At 59.6% G+C, this 18,125-nt stretch carries 7 protein-coding genes; all 7 read right to left on the bottom strand.

Going from position 1 to position 18,125, the window contains the following annotated elements; all coding sequences use genetic code 11:
• Positions 1 to 121 precede the first annotated feature (121 nt).
• The gene (locus AB7M29_RS28130) at positions 122 to 1,456 is read right to left on the bottom strand and encodes a sigma-54-dependent transcriptional regulator (RefSeq protein WP_217854292.1); all 1,335 of its coding nucleotides are present in this window, start codon (positions 1,454 to 1,456) and stop codon (positions 122 to 124) included.
• Entirely contained in the window at positions 1,456 to 3,216 is a 1,761-nt protein-coding gene (locus AB7M29_RS28125) for a sensor histidine kinase (RefSeq protein ID WP_454248763.1), read from the bottom strand. Before AB7M29_RS28125 ends, AB7M29_RS28130 begins: the two co-directional genes overlap by 1 nt.
• A gap of 76 nt (positions 3,217 to 3,292) precedes the next feature.
• Positions 3,293 to 6,133 carry an RHS repeat-associated core domain-containing protein gene (locus tag AB7M29_RS28120; RefSeq protein ID WP_454248491.1) on the bottom strand — a complete coding sequence of 947 codons (2,841 nt, stop codon included), beginning with the start codon at positions 6,131 to 6,133 and terminating at the stop codon, positions 3,293 to 3,295.
• A 33-nt stretch (positions 6,134 to 6,166) separates the two neighbouring features.
• Complete coding sequence (locus AB7M29_RS28115; protein ID WP_454248490.1) at positions 6,167 to 8,935, bottom strand: RHS repeat domain-containing protein; 2,769 nt, start codon at positions 8,933 to 8,935, stop codon at positions 6,167 to 6,169.
• 33 nt (positions 8,936 to 8,968) lie between these two features.
• Positions 8,969 to 11,716 carry an RHS repeat domain-containing protein gene (locus AB7M29_RS28110; protein WP_454248489.1) on the bottom strand — a complete coding sequence of 916 codons (2,748 nt, stop codon included), beginning with the start codon at positions 11,714 to 11,716 and terminating at the stop codon, positions 8,969 to 8,971.
• On the bottom strand, positions 11,713 to 16,209 hold the full coding sequence (locus tag AB7M29_RS28105) for a SpvB/TcaC N-terminal domain-containing protein (protein WP_454248488.1): 4,497 nt from the start codon (positions 16,207 to 16,209) through the stop codon (positions 11,713 to 11,715). Before AB7M29_RS28105 ends, AB7M29_RS28110 begins: the two co-directional genes overlap by 4 nt.
• A gap of 219 nt (positions 16,210 to 16,428) precedes the next feature.
• Positions 16,429 to 17,952, bottom strand: coding sequence for a fumarate hydratase (locus tag AB7M29_RS28100; RefSeq protein ID WP_052964313.1), 1,524 nt, complete (start codon positions 17,950 to 17,952; stop codon positions 16,429 to 16,431).
• Positions 17,953 to 18,125: the final 173 nt, after the last annotated feature.

Raw genomic sequence — 18,125 nt, 5'->3', positions numbered from 1 at the left:
CCCTTCGCGAGCAAGCCCGCTCCCACAGTTGATTTGTGGTGTAGGCGAATTTTGTGTTCGCCATAGATCCAATGTGGGAGCGGGCTTGCTCGCGAAGGGACCAGTTCAGGCACCACAAAAATCAGCTGTCCTGCAAAAACATCTCGCGCGTCAGTCCATGCCGCTGCATCTTTTCATTAAAGGTACGGCGCGGCAGTTGCAGCTCTTCCAGCACCGCTTTCACATCACCTTTATGCCGGGTCAAGGCCGCCCGCAAGCAATGCGCTTCAAAGGCTTCCTGCTGCGCCGCCAATGACTGGCCGGGGTCGATCCCCGCCGGTTCCGGTTCGCCAAGGCCCAGCACTTGTCGCTCGGCGACGTTCGCCAGTTCGCGCACATTGCCCGGCCAGTCGTGGCTCAGCAGATGGCTCAGTTGCGGCCCGCTCAAGGGTGCAAAGGTGCGGCCCAAACGCTCGGCGGCACTCTGCGCGAAGAACTCGAACAGCAGGGGAATGTCTTCACGCCGGTCACGCAACGGCGGCAGACGCAATTCGGCGACGTTCAATCGATAGGCCAGATCTTCGCGAAAACGTCCGGCCCGGGCTTCATCCAGCAAGTCGGGTTTGGTCGCGGCAATGATCCGCAAGTCCACGTGGATGCTCTGGTTGGAACCCAATCGCTCAAGCTTCTGCTCCTGCAACACCCGCAGCAGTTTCACCTGTTGGGCAAGCGGCATACTTTCGATTTCATCGAGAAATAGTGTGCCGCCGTCGGCGTATTCGAGCTTGCCGATGCGTTTACCCTGGGCGCCCGTGAACGCGCCGCTCTCATGGCCGAACAGTTCGGCCTCGAACAACTGCTCGGGAATCGCCGCGCAGTTCAGCGCCACAAAGGGCTTGTCTGCGCGGGGACCGAAGTCGTGCAGGCAACGGGCAACCAATTCCTTGCCGCTGCCGGTTTCGCCACGGATCAGCACATTGACCGGCAACGTCGCCAAGTCCAGCACCTGCCGACGCAACGTCTGCAAGCCACGGGAAACCCCCAGCAGGGTGGCATCGAGTTTGGCGCGATTGTCCGCTTGCTCGTGCAAGGCACGGTTTTCCAGCACCAGCCGACGCTTGTCCAGCGCACGGCGCAAGCTGCTCAACAGGGTTTCCGGGCTGAAGGGTTTTTCGAGGAAATCGTAGGCGCCATCGCGCATCGCTTCGACGGCCATCGGCACATCGCCGTGACCGGTCAGCAGGATCACCGGCAAGTCGGCATCGCGGCGCTGGACTTCGGCCAGCAGCTCCAGCCCGGTCATGCCAGGCATGCGCACGTCGCTGAGAATCACCCCGGGGAAATGTTTCGGCAGTTGCGCCAGACACTCGTCGGCGCGACTGAACAGCTGCACCTCGAACCCTGACAGGCTCAGCCACTGTTCGACGGCGCTGCGGATGCTGCTTTCGTCATCGACCACCATCACCGAATTGAGCATCAAGCAGGCACCTCCAGATCAATGGGCAACGTCAGGGTGAACACCGCGCCGTTATCACCATTATCGGCACTCAGGCGGCCGCCTGCTTCGTGAGCGATGGCGAACGAGACGGCCAGCCCGAGGCCCAGGCCATCGCCCACCGGTTTGGTGGTGAAGAACGGATCGAACACTTTACCCAGGTTCTCTTCGGCAATGCCGCCACCGTTGTCGGAAACGCTCAGGCGCCACAATTGTTCATCGGCTTCGAGGCGAATTTCCAGACGCTTGCAAGGTTTGTCATGCATCGCATCCAGCGCATTGCGCAGCAGGTTGATCAGCACCTGTTCCAGACGAATCGCATCGCCACGCACCCAGGCCGGGCGAGTCAGATGCAGCACGGTGCTAACGTGCTCGTCACGCAGGCGCGCATCCAGCAACTGCAGGGATTGATCGACCACCGCCGCCAGGTCCAGCCGTTCGCGCAGACCGCTGGGGCTTTTGCGGGCGAAGGTTTTCAGGTGGCCGGTGAGGGCGGCCATGCGCGTGAGCATGTCGTCCACCGGTTTGAGCGCCTTGTAGGCGTCCTCGACCCGACCGTGATCGAGCAACAGCCTCAGAGTAGCAAGCTGCATACGCTGGGCGGTCAGCGGTTGATTGATTTCATGGGCCAGCGCCGCAGACATCTGGCCGAGGGCCGCGAGTTTGGCCGATTGCACCAGCCCGTCCTGAGCGGTGCGCAAATCCCGGGTGCGTTCTTCCACCAGTCGCTCGAGTTCTTCACGGCTGCGCTGACGCATCTTGGCCAGGCGCCAACGCTGGTTGAGGAACAGCAACAGAAACACGATGGCCAGCCACAACCCGGCCGCGGCGAGCCCGGCGTTGCGGCGGTCTTCGAACGCGACTTGCGGGCGACGCAATAGATGCAGCGTCCAGCCTTCGGCGGCCAGCGGCAGCGATTCCCAGAGGTAATCCGCCGTCCCGTCGGGACCAACGACCCGGGTCAGCGCACTGTTGTCGTCGAAGCGTCGCAGCGATTGATAGTCAAGCGGGGTCAGCGGCTGTTTATCGTATTGGCGGGTGGCTTTGAGCTCGGCGCGGTCGCTGTCGCTCAGCGGTTTCAATTGGCGATAGCGCCAGCCGGGCTGATTGGCGATGAAGATAATTCCCCGGGCATCGCTGACCAGCAACGTGTCACTGCCCTGGCGCCATTCGCGCTCAAGTTCCGGGAATTCGAGTTTGACCACCATGGCCCCGAGGAACTCACCACCGTCGCTGGTCACCGCGCTGGACAGGAAATAGCCGGGAATGCCGCTGGTCACACCCACCGCGTAAAAGCGGCCGGTGCCTTGGGTGCGGGTCTGGCTGAAGTAGGGGCGAAAGCCGTAGTTGTGGCCGACGTAACTGCTGGGCAAGCGCCAGTTGCTGGCGGCCACGGCCAGGCCAGTGCGGTCGAGCAACTCCAGGGTCGAGGAGTGTGCAGCGCCGTTGATTTTTTCCAGTTTGCGATTCAACGCAAGCTGCTCTTCGGGGCTCACTTCACCGTTTAGCGCGGCGCGCAATTCCGGGTCCAGCGCCAATACGGCGGGCAGGGCGCGGTAGCGGTCAATCAGGGTGTGCAGGGAGTTGGCGTACAGCGCCAGTTGCTGATTGGCCCGCGCGGCATCTTCCACCAACGCTTGGCGTTCGGTGTGGCGGATGGCCAAGGTGGCGGCGAGCACTGCACCGGCGATGATCAGCAAGGAGTACAACGACAGGCGCAGGGTACGGGAAGTCGGCGGCATGCTGTAGGAAACAGGTTGAAGGATGGGCTGGCACCATACCATGAGGCCGAGCATCCTTCGTCCCGGCATGACGTGTTCAGACGGTAGTAAATTTACTCGATCGAGAGCGCAACATGGTCTGTGTATACGCCAATTCGTTAGTGACCTCTTTTGTAGCCTGCCAAAGGCTCTGGATAGAGTCGCCAGCGCTTTCTCCAAAAAGACTGAACGTATGCATCGCGGTGACGCCTGTCGCGTTGAAACCTTCTTCGATCTCAACCATGTTGGCGTTTATGGCATTGATCAGGTTCGACAGATTGTTGTCAGCCTTGTTTATTTTTTCCTGGGAAAGCTCAGTGCCCGCCCCGACGGTTTCGTGAATGATTTCCATGGCTCCAACGACAGCGCTGACAGTAGCGCTGAGTTCGCTGGCCGTCTGCGGCACTGTTGCTTTCAGGATTAAACCCGTGCCGGTCGTCGTCACTTCCTTGGCCCCTTTGAGCAGCCCTTTTTGGGAGCCTATGTTCATGTTCTGGTATTTCTGTTGAATGTAGTCCGGCAGGGCCATTGTCTTGTATTCGGCTTTCTGGATTATTTTTTCCGGGGACAACTTACTGCCTTTTAGATTGACAGAGGCACTGGCTCCCGTTCGTTCTGCAATGTAATCCACCGCCAGGCTCACCGCTTTTTTTGCACCGAAACCGATGGCGACGCCGACCACATTGCCGACGCCAGGCGCGACAATCCCCAGAGCCTGGGCGCCAATTCCGATCCCGATCCCTGCACCGTAACTCAAGGCCTGGCCCGTCAGATGGACGGCTGTTCGACGAGCACTGGAGGTGGCGTGTTGTGAGAACGAGCGGTGGTTCAGAATCTGTTGTTGTGCATCCAGTGCCCGACGTTTCGACAGCCCAAGAATATTCAGGTGTCGGTCGATACTATTGGAAAGCTCCCGCCTCACTATGCGTGGAGCATTGCGCTCCCGGGCTTTTTGAGAACTGGCGATGTTCATGGCCACGATTCTGTCGACACCCTTAAATGAAAGGTGGCCGCGTTTGGTTTCGCCCTCCCAGTCGACGTAACCGATCGGATTGCTTCCCACCATCTCGTACAGATTCATGCCATCGACATAGCCCGCCGGATCGACACTGATCCAGCGCTGCAGCCACGGTGCGTAATAACGCGCGCCGTAGTAATACAAACCACTGGCATCCATTTCCTTGCCCGAATAACGGATGGTTTTGTAACCGGCCTCCAGCACTGAGCGTGTCGCCCACCAAGCGGTACCACCGTAAGGGTAATAGAACTCGTGGGTGATCAAGTCGCCATCGCGATCCAGTTCCAGCGTACATGAGCCAAGGTGATCATCGAGGCTATAGCGCAATTGATCGTCCTTGATGCCGTCGGGCCTTGCACTGATCCAGTGCAGGCAACGGGCGCCGGGCAAAACGATAACGTGCAAGTGCTGGCCATCGCTGCGCCGATGAATTTCCAGCCCCGGCAGGTAGAGCACTTCACGACGGTGAGTGACGGATGGGGTATGACTCACGTGGCTCTTGTAGACCCGCTCACCTTGGCTATAGCGGTAGGTTTCTTCGTCGTCGGGCAGGCCACTACTGTGTTGCAACAAGGTAACTTTGGTCAGTTGATCGCGAGCGTTCCAGTTGAGGGCTTGGGTGCCGGGTTGCAGTTGCAGCTGATTGCCGTGAGGGTCGAAAAGCTCGTCGAATACCGGTTCCGGGTCGCCTTCCTCCCAACGCACCCCACGGTTGCTGGCGGGGTCGATACGCATCCGGCGCGTGAAGGTATTGCCATCGCGAACGTGGCGCAACTTGATCAGGTTGTTGCCCGAATCATATTCATAGTGCTCGGTGTAGCGGTAACGACGGCCCGGATCAATGGGCTGGATCAGCTCCGGCAGTCCGGGTTGCAGGTGGGGTGTTTGCGCCTCGAACCCGCTGGCGCTGTGCAATCGGTACAGCGAGTCATAGGTGAAGTCACGGTGCCCGTCGACCTGCTGGTTAGCGAAGTACACCGTACTGAGGGTGTGATCTTCTATGCGCAGCACATTGCCCATCCGGTCGTAACAATACGTGAGGTTTTGTCGTAACGCTTCGCCGGGTTTGCCGGCCTTGAGGGTGATCAGGCGACCGTCGGCCGGGTCGTACGTCGAGCGGCTGACTACGCCGTTGCCCGCCCATTGTTCGATGACCTGGCCGGCGGCGTTGTACCGGATATCGATCATGACGGGATCCGGCTCGCTGCTCTCGGCCAGTTGCAAAGACACCTGTTCGAGCTGCCCGGCAATATCGTAGCCTGACTGTTTTCGATGGCCGCCGGCGTCGGTCTGGCTCAGTACCGCACCGAGGGGGCTCCAGTTTTGGTGGCTGGTGTAGGTTTGAGCATCATCGATGTAGGTGCGGGTTTCACGCCGTGACTCCCCGTGCAGGCTGTAACTGGCAATGTGCTGCGTACCAGATGGATCGGTATGTTCAAGTAACTGACCTCGCAGATTATGGCCGGGGTCATCCGAAGCGTTGGCATAGGTGAAGCGTTCGACGTTCGGTTGAGCATTTTCCTCGATGGCGGCCACCCGCAGCTGCTCGTCGTAAGTCGTGCGCCAATGATTGCCGCGTTGATCCCAGCGTTGCAGTTCTTCACCGGCCAGCCCCGACAGGCTCAGGCGCCAACCGGCATCGACGCTATCGACTTTCAAGGGAGCGCCGCCCAACCCATAAACGGTGGTGAGGTTGGGTTTGGACAGACGCGGATCCCATTGCGCCACCAGGCGTCCGGCCGCATCGTGTTGCTGGCAGGTAATCAGGGCGGTCGCCGTTTCATCGGCGATGGTGCGCAGATACGCGATCTGGCGAATCGGCAGGCCCCGGCCGTCAATCACATTGAGCGAAGGCGTGCGGCGATGAATGGATGAAGTCATATTCACGACTTCGGTCCAGTCATGAGCATTGACTTACGCCGCATGCTGTTTTTCCACTAAATATTGCGACACCCTGACGAGCAGGCTTCTCGATTGCCTGATAGCACTTCGGGCCACCTTCATCTGTTGTTGGAGGGTCGGCAGGTCATTGTCCGATGGCATCGGCATTTGGGCTGCGCCGACCAATTGCCCAGGCGCGGGTGCCGCGTTTGCCAAGGTTTCAAAGCTCTCCAGTGCCTGGGTTTCTTTGCTGTCGAGAAAGGTCGTCAGTTCATCAAGTTTGGCGCTGATTTGATCAAGATCGCCCTGGCCCCAGGCGCCATTGAGTGCTTCGGTCAATTGGGCTGCTTGTCGTGCGATGGCGAGCCCCTGTTTCAGGTAGGACACTTTGAGGTGTTTGCCCATGGTTCTGGCGGTGGTTTCGATCACCGTTTTGGTCAGGCCTTCAGACGTCTGTGGATTGAAACTGTTGACCACCGCTTTGACGCTGAAGGGGGTGGCCGATGCCTTGCTTTTCAGCCGGCTCACCGACAGTGCCGAGGGATCGGGCTTGATGGTGTAACCCAGCGTGGTTTCTTCGCCCAGTTTCTCCATGACTTTATTAGCCGCGTCCGCAGCGAAAATACCACCGACCGCAGCAGCCACCGGTACCAAAACGGGGGCCGCAGGCCCGGTGACACTGGCGGCTCCGCCCCCGATCACAGCACCGAACGCTCCGGCTTTGATCGTGACGGCGAACGTCGCCACACTGAATAACAGTTTCTTGCCTGCCGTTTTGTAAATGTCCCGGGTACGGGTGAGGTTATAGAGTTGATAGTTGAGTTTTTTCACCTCGCTGTTCACTTGCGACAGCAGGTTCGAATACTCGGTGATCTGTTGGCGGGCCGCACTTTCTTCCTGATTCGCGCCGTTGGGGTCGATGTAGCGCAATGGATTGTCATTGACCATCGAATACAGATTCAGGCCATCGACATCGCCCGCCGGATCGGCGCTCATCCAGCGCCATAGCCATGGCGCGTAGTAACGCGCGCCGAAGTAATACAGGCCACTGAGGTCCATTTCTTTGCCGGAGTAGCGAATGGTCTTGTAATCGGCCTCCACTGCACTGCGCGCCGCCCACCACGCCGTGCCGCCAAATGGGTAATAAGCCTCAAGGCTCATCAGCGCGCCATTACCGTCCAGTTCTACAGCGCACGACCCCAAGTGGTCATCGTAGTGGTAGCGCAACTGGTCAGGTTCGATATCGGCAGGTTGACCGGCGACCCAATGCAGGCAGCGAGAACTGCTCAGCCCCATTGCCAGGGTGATGACATGCAGCGTCTGACCGTCGCTGCAGACATGAATTTCCAGCCCCGGCAAATAACGGACCTCACGACTGTGAGTCGCCGAGGGCGTATGGCTAACGTGGCGTTTGTACACCCGTTCACCTTGGCTGTAGCGATAGGTTTCTTCATCGTCTGGCAGGCCGTTGCTGTGCGTAAGCAACGTCACTTTGGCCAGTTGATCCCGGGCATTCCAGATCAGCGGCTGGGCGCCTGTTTGCAGGTAGTACTGGTTGCCATGCCGGTCGAAGCGTTCGTCGAAAATCGGCTCCGGATCACCTTCCTCCCAGCGCAGGCCACGGTTGCTATGGGGATCGATGCGCATCCGCCGGGTGTAGGTATTGCCTTCGCGAATATGCCGCAGTTCGGTCAGATTGTTGCCTGCGTCGTAGTCGTACTGTTCGCGGTAATGGTAGCGACGACCCGGGTCGATGGGGCTGATCAGCTCTGGCAAACCGGGTTGAAGGTTGGGCACTTGCGCCTCGAAACCGCTGGCGCCGGTCAGTCGGTACAGTGAGTCGTAAGTGAAGTCGCGATGGCCATCCACCCGCTGGTTGGCGAAGTACACCGTTGTCAGGCTGTGGTCTTCGATGCGCAACACATTGCCCATTGGGTCATAGTGATAGGCGAGGTTTTGCCGTAGCGTTTCGCCAGGTTTGCCGCTCTTGAGCGTCATCAGGCGGCCGTCGGCAGGATCATAACTCCAGGTGCTGACCACACCGTTGGCGGTCGTCTGCGTTTCGATTTGCGCGGCGGCGTTGTACCGGGCCTCCTGCAGAATCGGCTTTGGCTGGCTTTGATCCGAGAGTTGCAGGAAAACCTGCTTGAGTTGTCCGGCGACGGTGTAGCGCATCTGTTGTTGATGGCCGCCAGCGTCGGTCTGAGTGATCAGCGAGCCCATGGGGCTATAGGTGCGGCTGCTGACAAACCCTTTTGCATCGTCAAAGGTGCGGGTTTCGTGCAGCGATTGACCGAGCAGGCCATAGCTATCGAGGTATAAGCTGCCAGACGGATCCACTTGTTCCAGCAACTGGCCGCGCAGGTTATGACCCGCGTCGGCCGAGGCATCGGCGTAAGTGAAGGTTTCGACGTCTGGCTGTGCATCTTCCTCGACGGTCACTACGCGTAGTTGGTCATCGTAGGCCGTGCGCCAATGACTGCCGCGTGCGTCCCAGCGCTCAAGTGCTTCCCCGGCCAGGCCCGGCAGGCTCACACGCCAGCCGGCATCGACGCTGGTTATTTTAAGTGCCATGCCGTCAAGGCGATGGATGGTTTGCTGATTGGCCGGTAAGGGGGCTTCGGCCAGCCGTGGATCGCGTTGTTCGACCAGATGGCCGGCGGCGTTGTGCGACTGACGGGAAATCAGTGACCGCACTGGGCCATCGTCTGCGTTGCGAAAGTAGGCGACATGGCGCACCGGTAAACCGCGAGGGTCGTTGGCTGTGATTTGCGGGGTGTGCCAATGCATCCGTGGACTCATGTCGCAACCTTTTGTTCAAGGACTGTGGCTCGATCAATGACGCTGGTGCGTGTGTTTGCGCTCTTGTGCATTTTTCATCAGGTACTGGTTGTCCGTGGTACCCATTTCCTTGTACCAGTTCACGATTTGTTGGGTCCGGTCGATCAAGCCCAGCACAGTCTTGCTTTGTTGTTGCAAGGTACTGCGGCGGATTGGCTGGTAATTTGACATGTCGGTCATGTGCGTCACATTGGGAATCAGGTCGATTGGATTCACCGTTTCCTGCTTCAAGTTGCCATACGCCATTTCGACGCCTGTCGAGCGTTTTTCGATGGTTTGTTTCCAGCTTTCAAGCATCGTTTCGATTTTCTGGATCTTGACCGGGTCCAGGCGATTCTTGATGTCCTCGGCTTCCTGCACCCGAGAGCCCATGTTGAGCGCCACACTGACGGCCGGCACCACTGACCCGACGACACGGTTCAGGAAAAAACCGACACTTTCCTGCCCCCAGTCCGTCGAATCGTCTGATGTGCTGATGCCTGCCTCTCGATCAATGGCTTGTATGGTCATCGCCGATGTTTGTGGAATCAGTGGCCTGATCAGGCTTGCGGCCGGAGTGAAGGCACCGATTGTCCCTCCCGCAATATCACCGCCGATATTCCCGCCAACCACACCTTGCGAATACATGGGTTTGCTCTGCAGGGTGAAGTTGGCCACATGCAGGTTATCGGGCAGGAGAAAGTCGAAATTCTGGCTGCCGTAATAGCCGCCGACAAAACCGATCCCGGCATTGATGGATTCTCCCGCCAGGTTTTTCAGCAGTTCCTTACCGATATTCTGCTGATGGGCAACGTTGTGCATCTGGTCCAGTGTGGTGGCGGCATAGCCACCGAGTACGGTAATGAACTTTGAGTAATCGACGATTTCACGCTTCTCTTTCTGGCTGCCGTCCGGATCCACGTACGACAACGGATTGTTACCGACAAACCTGTACAGGTTCAGCCCGTCCACATCCCCCGCCGGGTCGGCACTGACCCAACGCTGCAACCACGGTGCGTAATAACGTGCCCCGTAGTAATACAAGCCGCTGACATCCATTTCCTTGCCCGAATAGCGCACGGTCTTGTAACTGACCTCCAGCGCAGAGTGCGCCGCCATCCATGCCGTGGCGCCGAACGGGTAATAACCTTCGTGGCTGATCAGCCGGGCCTGTTGATCCAGCTCCATCAGGCAAGAGCCCAAGTGGTCATCGAGGCTGAAACGCAGTTGATCGGCGTCGATGCCCGGCGGTTTGCCGGCGAGCCAATGCAAGCAACGGATGCCGCCCAGGATAATCACGTGCAGCACCTCGCCGTTGTCTTTGGCGCGGATCTCCAGCCCCGGTAAATAGCGCACTTCGTGAAAATGGCTGGTGGCGGCGGTATGGGTTTCATGGCGTTTGTAGACCCGCGCGCCCTGGCTGTAGCGGTACTGCTCTTCGTCGTTGGGGCCGTTGTCGCGCTGGACCAGCGTCACCGAGGCCAGTTGATCGCGGGCGTTCCAGCGCAGGCCTTGCCCCGGCTGCAAGGCCTGGAGGTTGCCGTGGCGGTCGAACAGAGTGTCGAACTGCGGATCGGGATCACCCTCAATCCAGCGCACGCCACGGTTGCTGGCAGGGTCAATGAACATCCGGCGGGTGTGAGTGGCGCCTTCGCGCACATGGCTGAGCTTGATCAGGTTGTCGCTGTGATCGTATTCGTACGTCTGGGTGTAGTTGCGCCGATCCTGAGGATCGGTCGGCTGCGGCAGGCCCGGGATGTCCGAGGGCGGGCCGTCGTCATAACCGCTGGCGCTGTGCAGTCGATACAGCGAGTCGTAGCTGAACTCGCGATGGCCGTCGACCCGCTGATTGGCGAAATGGCTCGGCGTGAAAACATGGTCGAGGATGCGGGTGATATTACCCACCGGATCGTAAACGTATTCAAAGTCCTGAAGGGCCGGCTGCTGATCTTTTTGCCCGCGTTGGCGCAGCAGGCGTACATCGGCCGGGTCATAGCTCCAGCGGCTGATCACACCGTTACCCGCTCGTTGTTCGATGATTTTCCCGGCGGCGTTGTACTGCATCTCTTGCAGCACCGGCTGCCAGTCGGGTTGCCCGTTGATCTGCAACTGCACCTGTTTGAGTTGTCCGGCGAGGTCGTAGCGTGACTGTTGCCGGTGATCGCCGGCATCGATCTGTTCCAGCACGGTGCCCAACGGGCTGTAGGTACGGCGGCTGACAAAGGCCTGAGCATCGTGAAAGGTACGGGTTTCGCGCAACGACTGGCCGAGCAGGCCGTAGCTGTCCAGGCGCAAAGTGCCCGACGGGTCCACTTGTTCGAGCAACTGGCCGCGCAGGTTGTGGCCGGCGTCGGTCTCGGCGTCGGCGTAGGTGAACGTTTCGACGTCAGGTTGGGCGTTTTCCTCGACCGTCAGCATCCGCAACTGGTTATCGTAAGTGGTGCGCCAATGACTGCCGCGGGCGTCCCAGCGCTGCCGTGCCTCTCCGGCCAGCCCCGGCAGGCTCAGGCGCCAGCCGGCATCGACGCTGTCGACTTTCAAGGGTTCGCCGCCCAACCCATAAACGGTTGCGAGGTTGGGCCTGGACAGACGCGGATCCCATTGCGCCACCAGGTGTCCCGCAGCATCGTGCTGGTGGCGGGTAATCAGGGCGGTCGCCGTTTCGCTGGCGACGGTGCGCAGATACGCGACCTGGCGAATGGGCAGGCCGCGACTGTCACTCGCTGTGAGCGAGGGCGTGCGTCGATGGACATTGGCAGTCATGGGCGCGACGCCTGCGGTTGCGTGGACAGCGGCGACTCATCAGTGTCATTAAAGTCTTCGCTGGTGTGGTACCACGGATGATAGGTCTCGCGGGAAAAATACTGTTTGGCGTTGATCAGTTTGATCTGCCGGCCCAGCACGTCATAGAACAGTTGATCGAAATAGCCGAGTTCACGCAGGGAATGGTCGTCGACGTAGCCATGGGTGTTGGCGAAAAACGGCCGGTACTGTCGAGTCGGCAGACCTTTATTGTTGTATTCAACCCGTTCGCTGATGCGCCAGCGCCGGTCGGCGTGCACTTCGAGAAACTGGTCATTCTCGATGATCAGCTTGCCGTCGGCATCCACTGCGTAGGCCATGCCGGGCTCGACCAATTGTTGGGTTTGCAACGCCCGGCCGAAGCCATCCACGCAGGCTTTGACGATCTGGATCTGTGCCGGAACAGGATCGTCGGGGTAGCGGTCGGCGCTGAGGACGACGCTGTGCACCGGCTCGCGGTGAACTGTCGCGATGATCTCGCGCAACGCTTGTTCCGACACGGTCAGGTCGGTGCCCTGCTGCAACCGCTGGCGGGCGCTGGCGCAGATGTGCCCACTGGGCAGGACATAACCCTTCGCGATCCATTCGGGGAATTGTTCGGGGCTGACGGTAAGTGGCAGTTGCCCCATCCAGCTGAACAAGTCCTTGCGCAACGTGCTAGCGGCTTTTTGCACGGCCGCAGCCGGGTCGTCGATCGCCGGATCCGGGTGATGATTCGCCGGGCGTACGTATTCACTTAGCGGGTTGAAGCCAGCTACGATGTCATTCTCGGTACCGTGAGAACTGATGGCCAGAGATTGTCCGGAGGGTCCGTAAATGGCTTCCTGAGTATTTTCGTTGGCATCGATGATGCTCACGGGTTGCAGTGCGTGATAGTCGTATTTGACCCGGGTCGTACAGCTATCGGGTAGTTCGACGCTCTCGATCGCCAGACCGTAGGTATCGTATTTGGCTTTGGTCACGCCGTGGCTGGGGGTCTCGTGGTATTCACGTACCTTGTAAAAACCGTCGAGACCGTCGTACCTGGCGAAACCGTAGTGGGCCGACCACAAGTTGTCTGTCGGGGGTGGTGTTTCGAACAGCCATGGCATCAGCGTGTAACCGATTTTCGCCAGTTCGGCCTGGATATTGAAGGGCGGCGGCAGGATGCTGTAAGCGTCCTGCGCCTTCTTGTCCATTTGTGCCACTTCCAGCGGGCCGGCCAAGGCTTCGAATTCGGCCTTGCCATCGGGCAGCAGCGACTGATCGGCAGTCTTGAGGTAACGCTGCACCGACTGCATCGTCAGCACTCGCTGGGCATTCCACTCGGATGAGCCCTGATGCTGCGTCAGTTGCTCATATGAAACCTGATTCGGCGCGAGGCCCTCGGGGAGTGAACCTTTGGGCAGCAGCAACGCATTGCTGCGTTGCTGCCACGGCAGCGCCAGCCGCCAGTGCTGCGGATCCTTATCCAGATCAATGAACCGGGCGCGGCTTTCGCTCAGGTAATAAACCTGTTGCGCATCGTCATGGGCGTCGCGCCACCACTGTTGTTCATCGGGGTCAGTAAAGGGCGGCGTGTCCGACTCGGTGCGGCGGCGTGCATGGTTGACGGTCACGGCATGGGTGGGCACACCGTATCCGTTCCAGCACAGGGTCACGTCATGCTGGCACATCGGGTCGTCGATAAAACGCTCGTACTGGTAAGCGATCTTCTCCAGCGCCAATGGCAGCAGCACCGCAGCGGCATATTGATCTCTGGGCCGTACTTCGCGAACCAGGTAGCGGTGTTCCTCTACCGTGTACGGCTGAGCCGTGGCCGGGTCGTCCCCGGCAGCCCAGATTTCGGCCCTGGCGATCGAGCCGACCAGCGCTCGGGCGATTTCGTACTCCGTGGCGGCGTCGGGGGGCGTAATCGTCTGATCGCACTCATCATTGGCGTGATAGCGGCTGAATAACGTGTCGCCCAGCGGGCAGGCCTCTGCGTCGCGATTGAAATAGCCATCCCGTGACCTGTCCATGGACTGACCCGTGTGGAACCAGGTACACACCCGTACTGGCGCCGTGAAGCCGGGATCGTCGTTGCCGGTGGCGGTTTCACTGTCGGTGTGCTGCAGCTGACCGAAACCGCGGAATTCGCGTTCCTGACCGTCGTAAACACCTTGGCGATAGTTGAACGATTGAGTCAGGCAGTTGCCCGTGACTTCGTCCAGCTGCAGCTGTTCGCTGACGACCTGGACGGGGAATGGTAAGTAAGAAATCGGGAAGCGTTTGAGTTTGAGTATTCGATTCTTTTCATCCAGCCATTCCTGCGCCGAACTGCGATAGACCACCCGGGCACTGCACCCCATGTTGTTGTTGCTGGCCGTCAACAGATAGGGTTTGGCCGGCACAAAATCGTAACGCCAATGCTGCGGCTGCATGTGCGGCACGGTCAGAATCAGGCTGGCACAGCCCAGGCCTTGCAGGTCGGTGAAGGTGACCTGGCACAGCCGGTCGTAGCGCACGCCCTCGGGCCACGGCACGATCACCGGAATCTGTTCCAGGCCCTTACCGCCACGGTTCAGGTAAATCTCGAACGCGTCGGATTTCAGATAGATCAGGGCCGGCGCGCCGGAACCGTTGAGGTCGGCGATCCGCACCCGTGTGGAATCGAACTCGCCGTATTCGAACGGCAGGGCGCTGATCACTCGACCCTCACCGAACCTGCCGTGCCCCAGGTTGGGCCAGCATTTGATTTCGTTATGCCGGATGCGGCACAGCTCGCTCATGTCGCTGCCCAACAGATTGCCCAGCAACACCAGTTCGCAGGGGGAATTGCTGAACAGCGGTAATCGGTCATCCACCGGCTTATGCTCGACTTCTTCGCCCCGGGCAAAACCTTCCTCGCGAAGATTGGCGTAGATGCGCACGGAGCTCGGGCCGATCAATGCCAGCGAACTGAGTCCATCGCCAGACAGATCGCCCAGCTGCGAAAGGGTATTCAAAAACTCTACCGGGAACGCGGTAAACGGTATGAACTCGGCGAAACTGCGGTCCGCGTTCAACGTGCGAAAACCGCTCATACCTGGTTGCACGGTGATCCAGTCCAAGCGGCCGTCGCCGGTCAGATCGGTCAGTATCTGTTGCACTGATGTGTTGCGGTTCGCGACGGGAATTTTGTTCAGTGCTGCCCAGGGGCTGTAGCCGATGTCATCAGGCCCCGATGCGGCGCGTAGCGGTTCACGGTAATACCAGCTCTGGTCATAACGGCAGAGGAAACCCGGCACACCCTCACCGTACAGGTCGACACACTGGTAATACTGGCCATCCTCAATGCCTGGCATGTTGTCCAGTTCGAGCAGTCGTGCGGGCGTTTTATTGATCACGAAGGATGAATAATCGAACTCCACCGGTGGGGTGTTTTCCACGAAACCGCTAGCGTCGTACGCTTGGTAGTGCGCCGCGGTTATCTGGCTGAAGGTCCATGCCGGGGCATTCTTCGAGTACTCGAGCAGCAGGCGTCGCACCAGCACCGGCTCGACGCCCAGCTCGTCAGGAAAATAGTGAAACATCAACACTTGCTGGCAGAGTCGGCGTGTGCCCACCTCAAAGCCCTGCCTATAGGTCGAAAAGGGATCGGGGCGAGTCAGCCAGGGTTGCAGCGTGGCACCGTCGCACATGGGCTTTTCTGTCAGCGACCGGGTGCGCTCGCCATAGTCGAACAGCAGATGAAAATGCCAATCCAGCTCGGCCGGGTTTTCCACTGTCCAGGCGTATAGATTCTGGTTGGCCGTGAAGTTGCCGTAGAACACCTGGTGCAGGTAACACTGGGCGCGGTAGTCATGGATGGGGTCGGGATCCTGGTCATCGATTTTGTAATCGAAGCAAATGTGTTCGCCGTGGGCATTCATGCTTTCGCAGAGCCGCCAGGAGCCGACGCGTAGCGGATTGTCGGGATCCGCCCGGCGCGAAGCCGCGGTTTTGCCATAGATATGTAACGAGCCGTCACTGCCATGCACCAACCAGAATGGCGGCTCATCACCTTGGGGTTGCCAGCGTTCGCGCAGGGCAAAATCGCTTTCGACTCGTGGCCAGTAACGCACCACCGTGTGCTCGCCGACGCCCACTCCGTTGTAGGTGCTTTCGAAGCGCGACTTGATCGTACCGTCGTCGGCAAGCTCGGGCATCCAGACTTCGCCGTCGTGGCCGATGATCTCGTCATGATCGGTATAACGCGGCACGCCTTTGTTGGTGCGGCGGCTGATCTGGCCGAGTCCCAGGCTCCAACCGATGCCGAACGGCCCATTGCCGGCCTGACTGCTGTAAGTCAATGACAGTCGCGGACCCCAACCTCGCCCGGGGGAAGCCGGTATCGGCAACACGAACGACGCCACGCCTGTCGGGCCCACGGCACCCCAACTCTTGCCGATCGTGGCGATCGATGAGCTTTTCGCGATGGACGGCGTCGTGATGCTGAGGTCTTGATCGGCCATGGTTTCATCCAGTGCGCACGCGGTGGGGCGTGGGTGGATTAACGCTATCAAGATGGGCGCGCAACGTAACCTGTCAGATCTGACAGGTAGGGCCGTTTTTTCTAGACCGAATGGATTGGTCTGAGTGGCTGCTTAGATCGAAGGACTAAGTCGTTATCCAAAAAAAGGCCGGGTCGTCTGGGAAGACGGCCCGGCCTTTTTTGGTAGCAGGGGAGGCGCTTACTGCACTTCTACCGCCAGGCTTTCACTGATCTTTTTCTGCCAGATCGCAGGACCGGTGATGTGTACAGACTCGCCTTTGCTGTCGACCGCAACGGTCACAGGCATGTCTTTGACGTCGAACTCGTAGATCGCTTCCATACCCAGTTCGGCGAAAGCTACCACGCGGGATTTCTTGATGGCTTGCGCCACCAGGTAAGCCGCGCCGCCGACAGCCATCAGGTAAACGGCTTTGTGGTCCTTGATCGCTTCGATTGCGGTCGGGCCGCGCTCGGATTTGCCGATCATGCCCAACAGGCCGGTTTGCTCGAGGATCTGACGGGTGAACTTGTCCATCCGCGTCGCGGTGGTAGGACCAGCAGGGCCAACCACTTCGTCACCGACCGGATCGACCGGGCCGACGTAGTAGATGAAGCGACCTTTCAGATCTACCGGCAGGGTTTCACCCTTGTTCAGCATCTCGACCATGCGCTTGTGCGCAGCGTCGCGACCGGTGAGCATTTTGCCGTTGAGCAGGACGGTTTCGCCCGGCTTCCAGCTCTGCACTTCTTCCGGTGTCAGGGTATCGAGGTTGACGCGACGGGCCGATGGACCGGCTTCCCAGACGATTTCCGGGTAGGCGTCCAGCGGTGGCGCTTCCAGCGAGGCCGGGCCGGAACCGTCGAGCACGAAGTGTGCGTGACGGGTGGCGGCGCAGTTGGGGATCATGCACACCGGCAACGAAGCGGCGTGGGTCGGGTAATCCATGATCTTCACGTCGAGCACGGTGGTCAGGCCACCCAGGCCCTGGGCGCCGATGCCCAGTTGGTTGACCTTCTCGAACAGCTCCAGACGCATCTCTTCGATACGGTTGGACGGGCCGCGCTTCTTCAGCTCGTGAATGTCGATGGACTCCATCAACACTTCCTTGGCCATGACGGCGGCTTTCTCGGCGGTGCCGCCGATGCCGATGCCGAGCATGCCCGGTGGGCACCAGCCGGCGCCCATTTCCGGAACGGTCTTCAGCACCCAGTCGACGATCGAGTCGGACGGGTTGAGCATGGCCATTTTCGACTTGTTCTCGGAACCGCCACCCTTGGCCGCGACGTCCACTTCCACGGTGTTACCCGGAACGATGGAGTAGTGAATAACGGCCGGGGTGTTGTCCTTGGTGTTTTTACGAGCGCCCGCCGGGTCGGCGAGGATCGAGGCACGCAGGACGTTTTCCGGCAGGTTGTAAGCCCGGCGCACGCCTTCGTTGATCATGTCGTCCAGGCCCATGGTGGCGCCATCCCAACGAACGTCCATGCCCACGCGCACGAACACGGTAACGATACCGGTGTCCTGGCAGATCGGGCGGTGGCCGGTAGCGCACATGCGCGAGTTGATCAGGATCTGCGCCATGGAATCGCGGGCTGCTGGCGATTCTTCACGCAGGTAGGCCTCGTGCATCGCCTGGATGAAATCCACGGGGTGGTAGTAGGAAATGAATTGCAGGGCGTCGGCAACGCTCTGAATCAGGTCGTCTTGCTTGATCACGGTCATGAGTCGCGCTCCTCTAAAAGACGGGAACATTCAATAAGGTGCTTGCAGCTTGGGTGCATCGGTCGGTTGCAAGCACCTTTCAAGGCACGCCGGGCATGCTGGCGCGACGCTAAAAAGGCGCGGCAGTATACCGCGCCTCGATGGCGGGCACATCCGTTGACAGTCAAACGTTG

It is taken from the genome of Pseudomonas sp. F-14 TE3623, assembly GCF_053629015.1.
The sequence above is the reverse complement of the archived record's forward strand: the minus strand, read 5'-3'. Positions and strand labels throughout refer to the sequence as shown.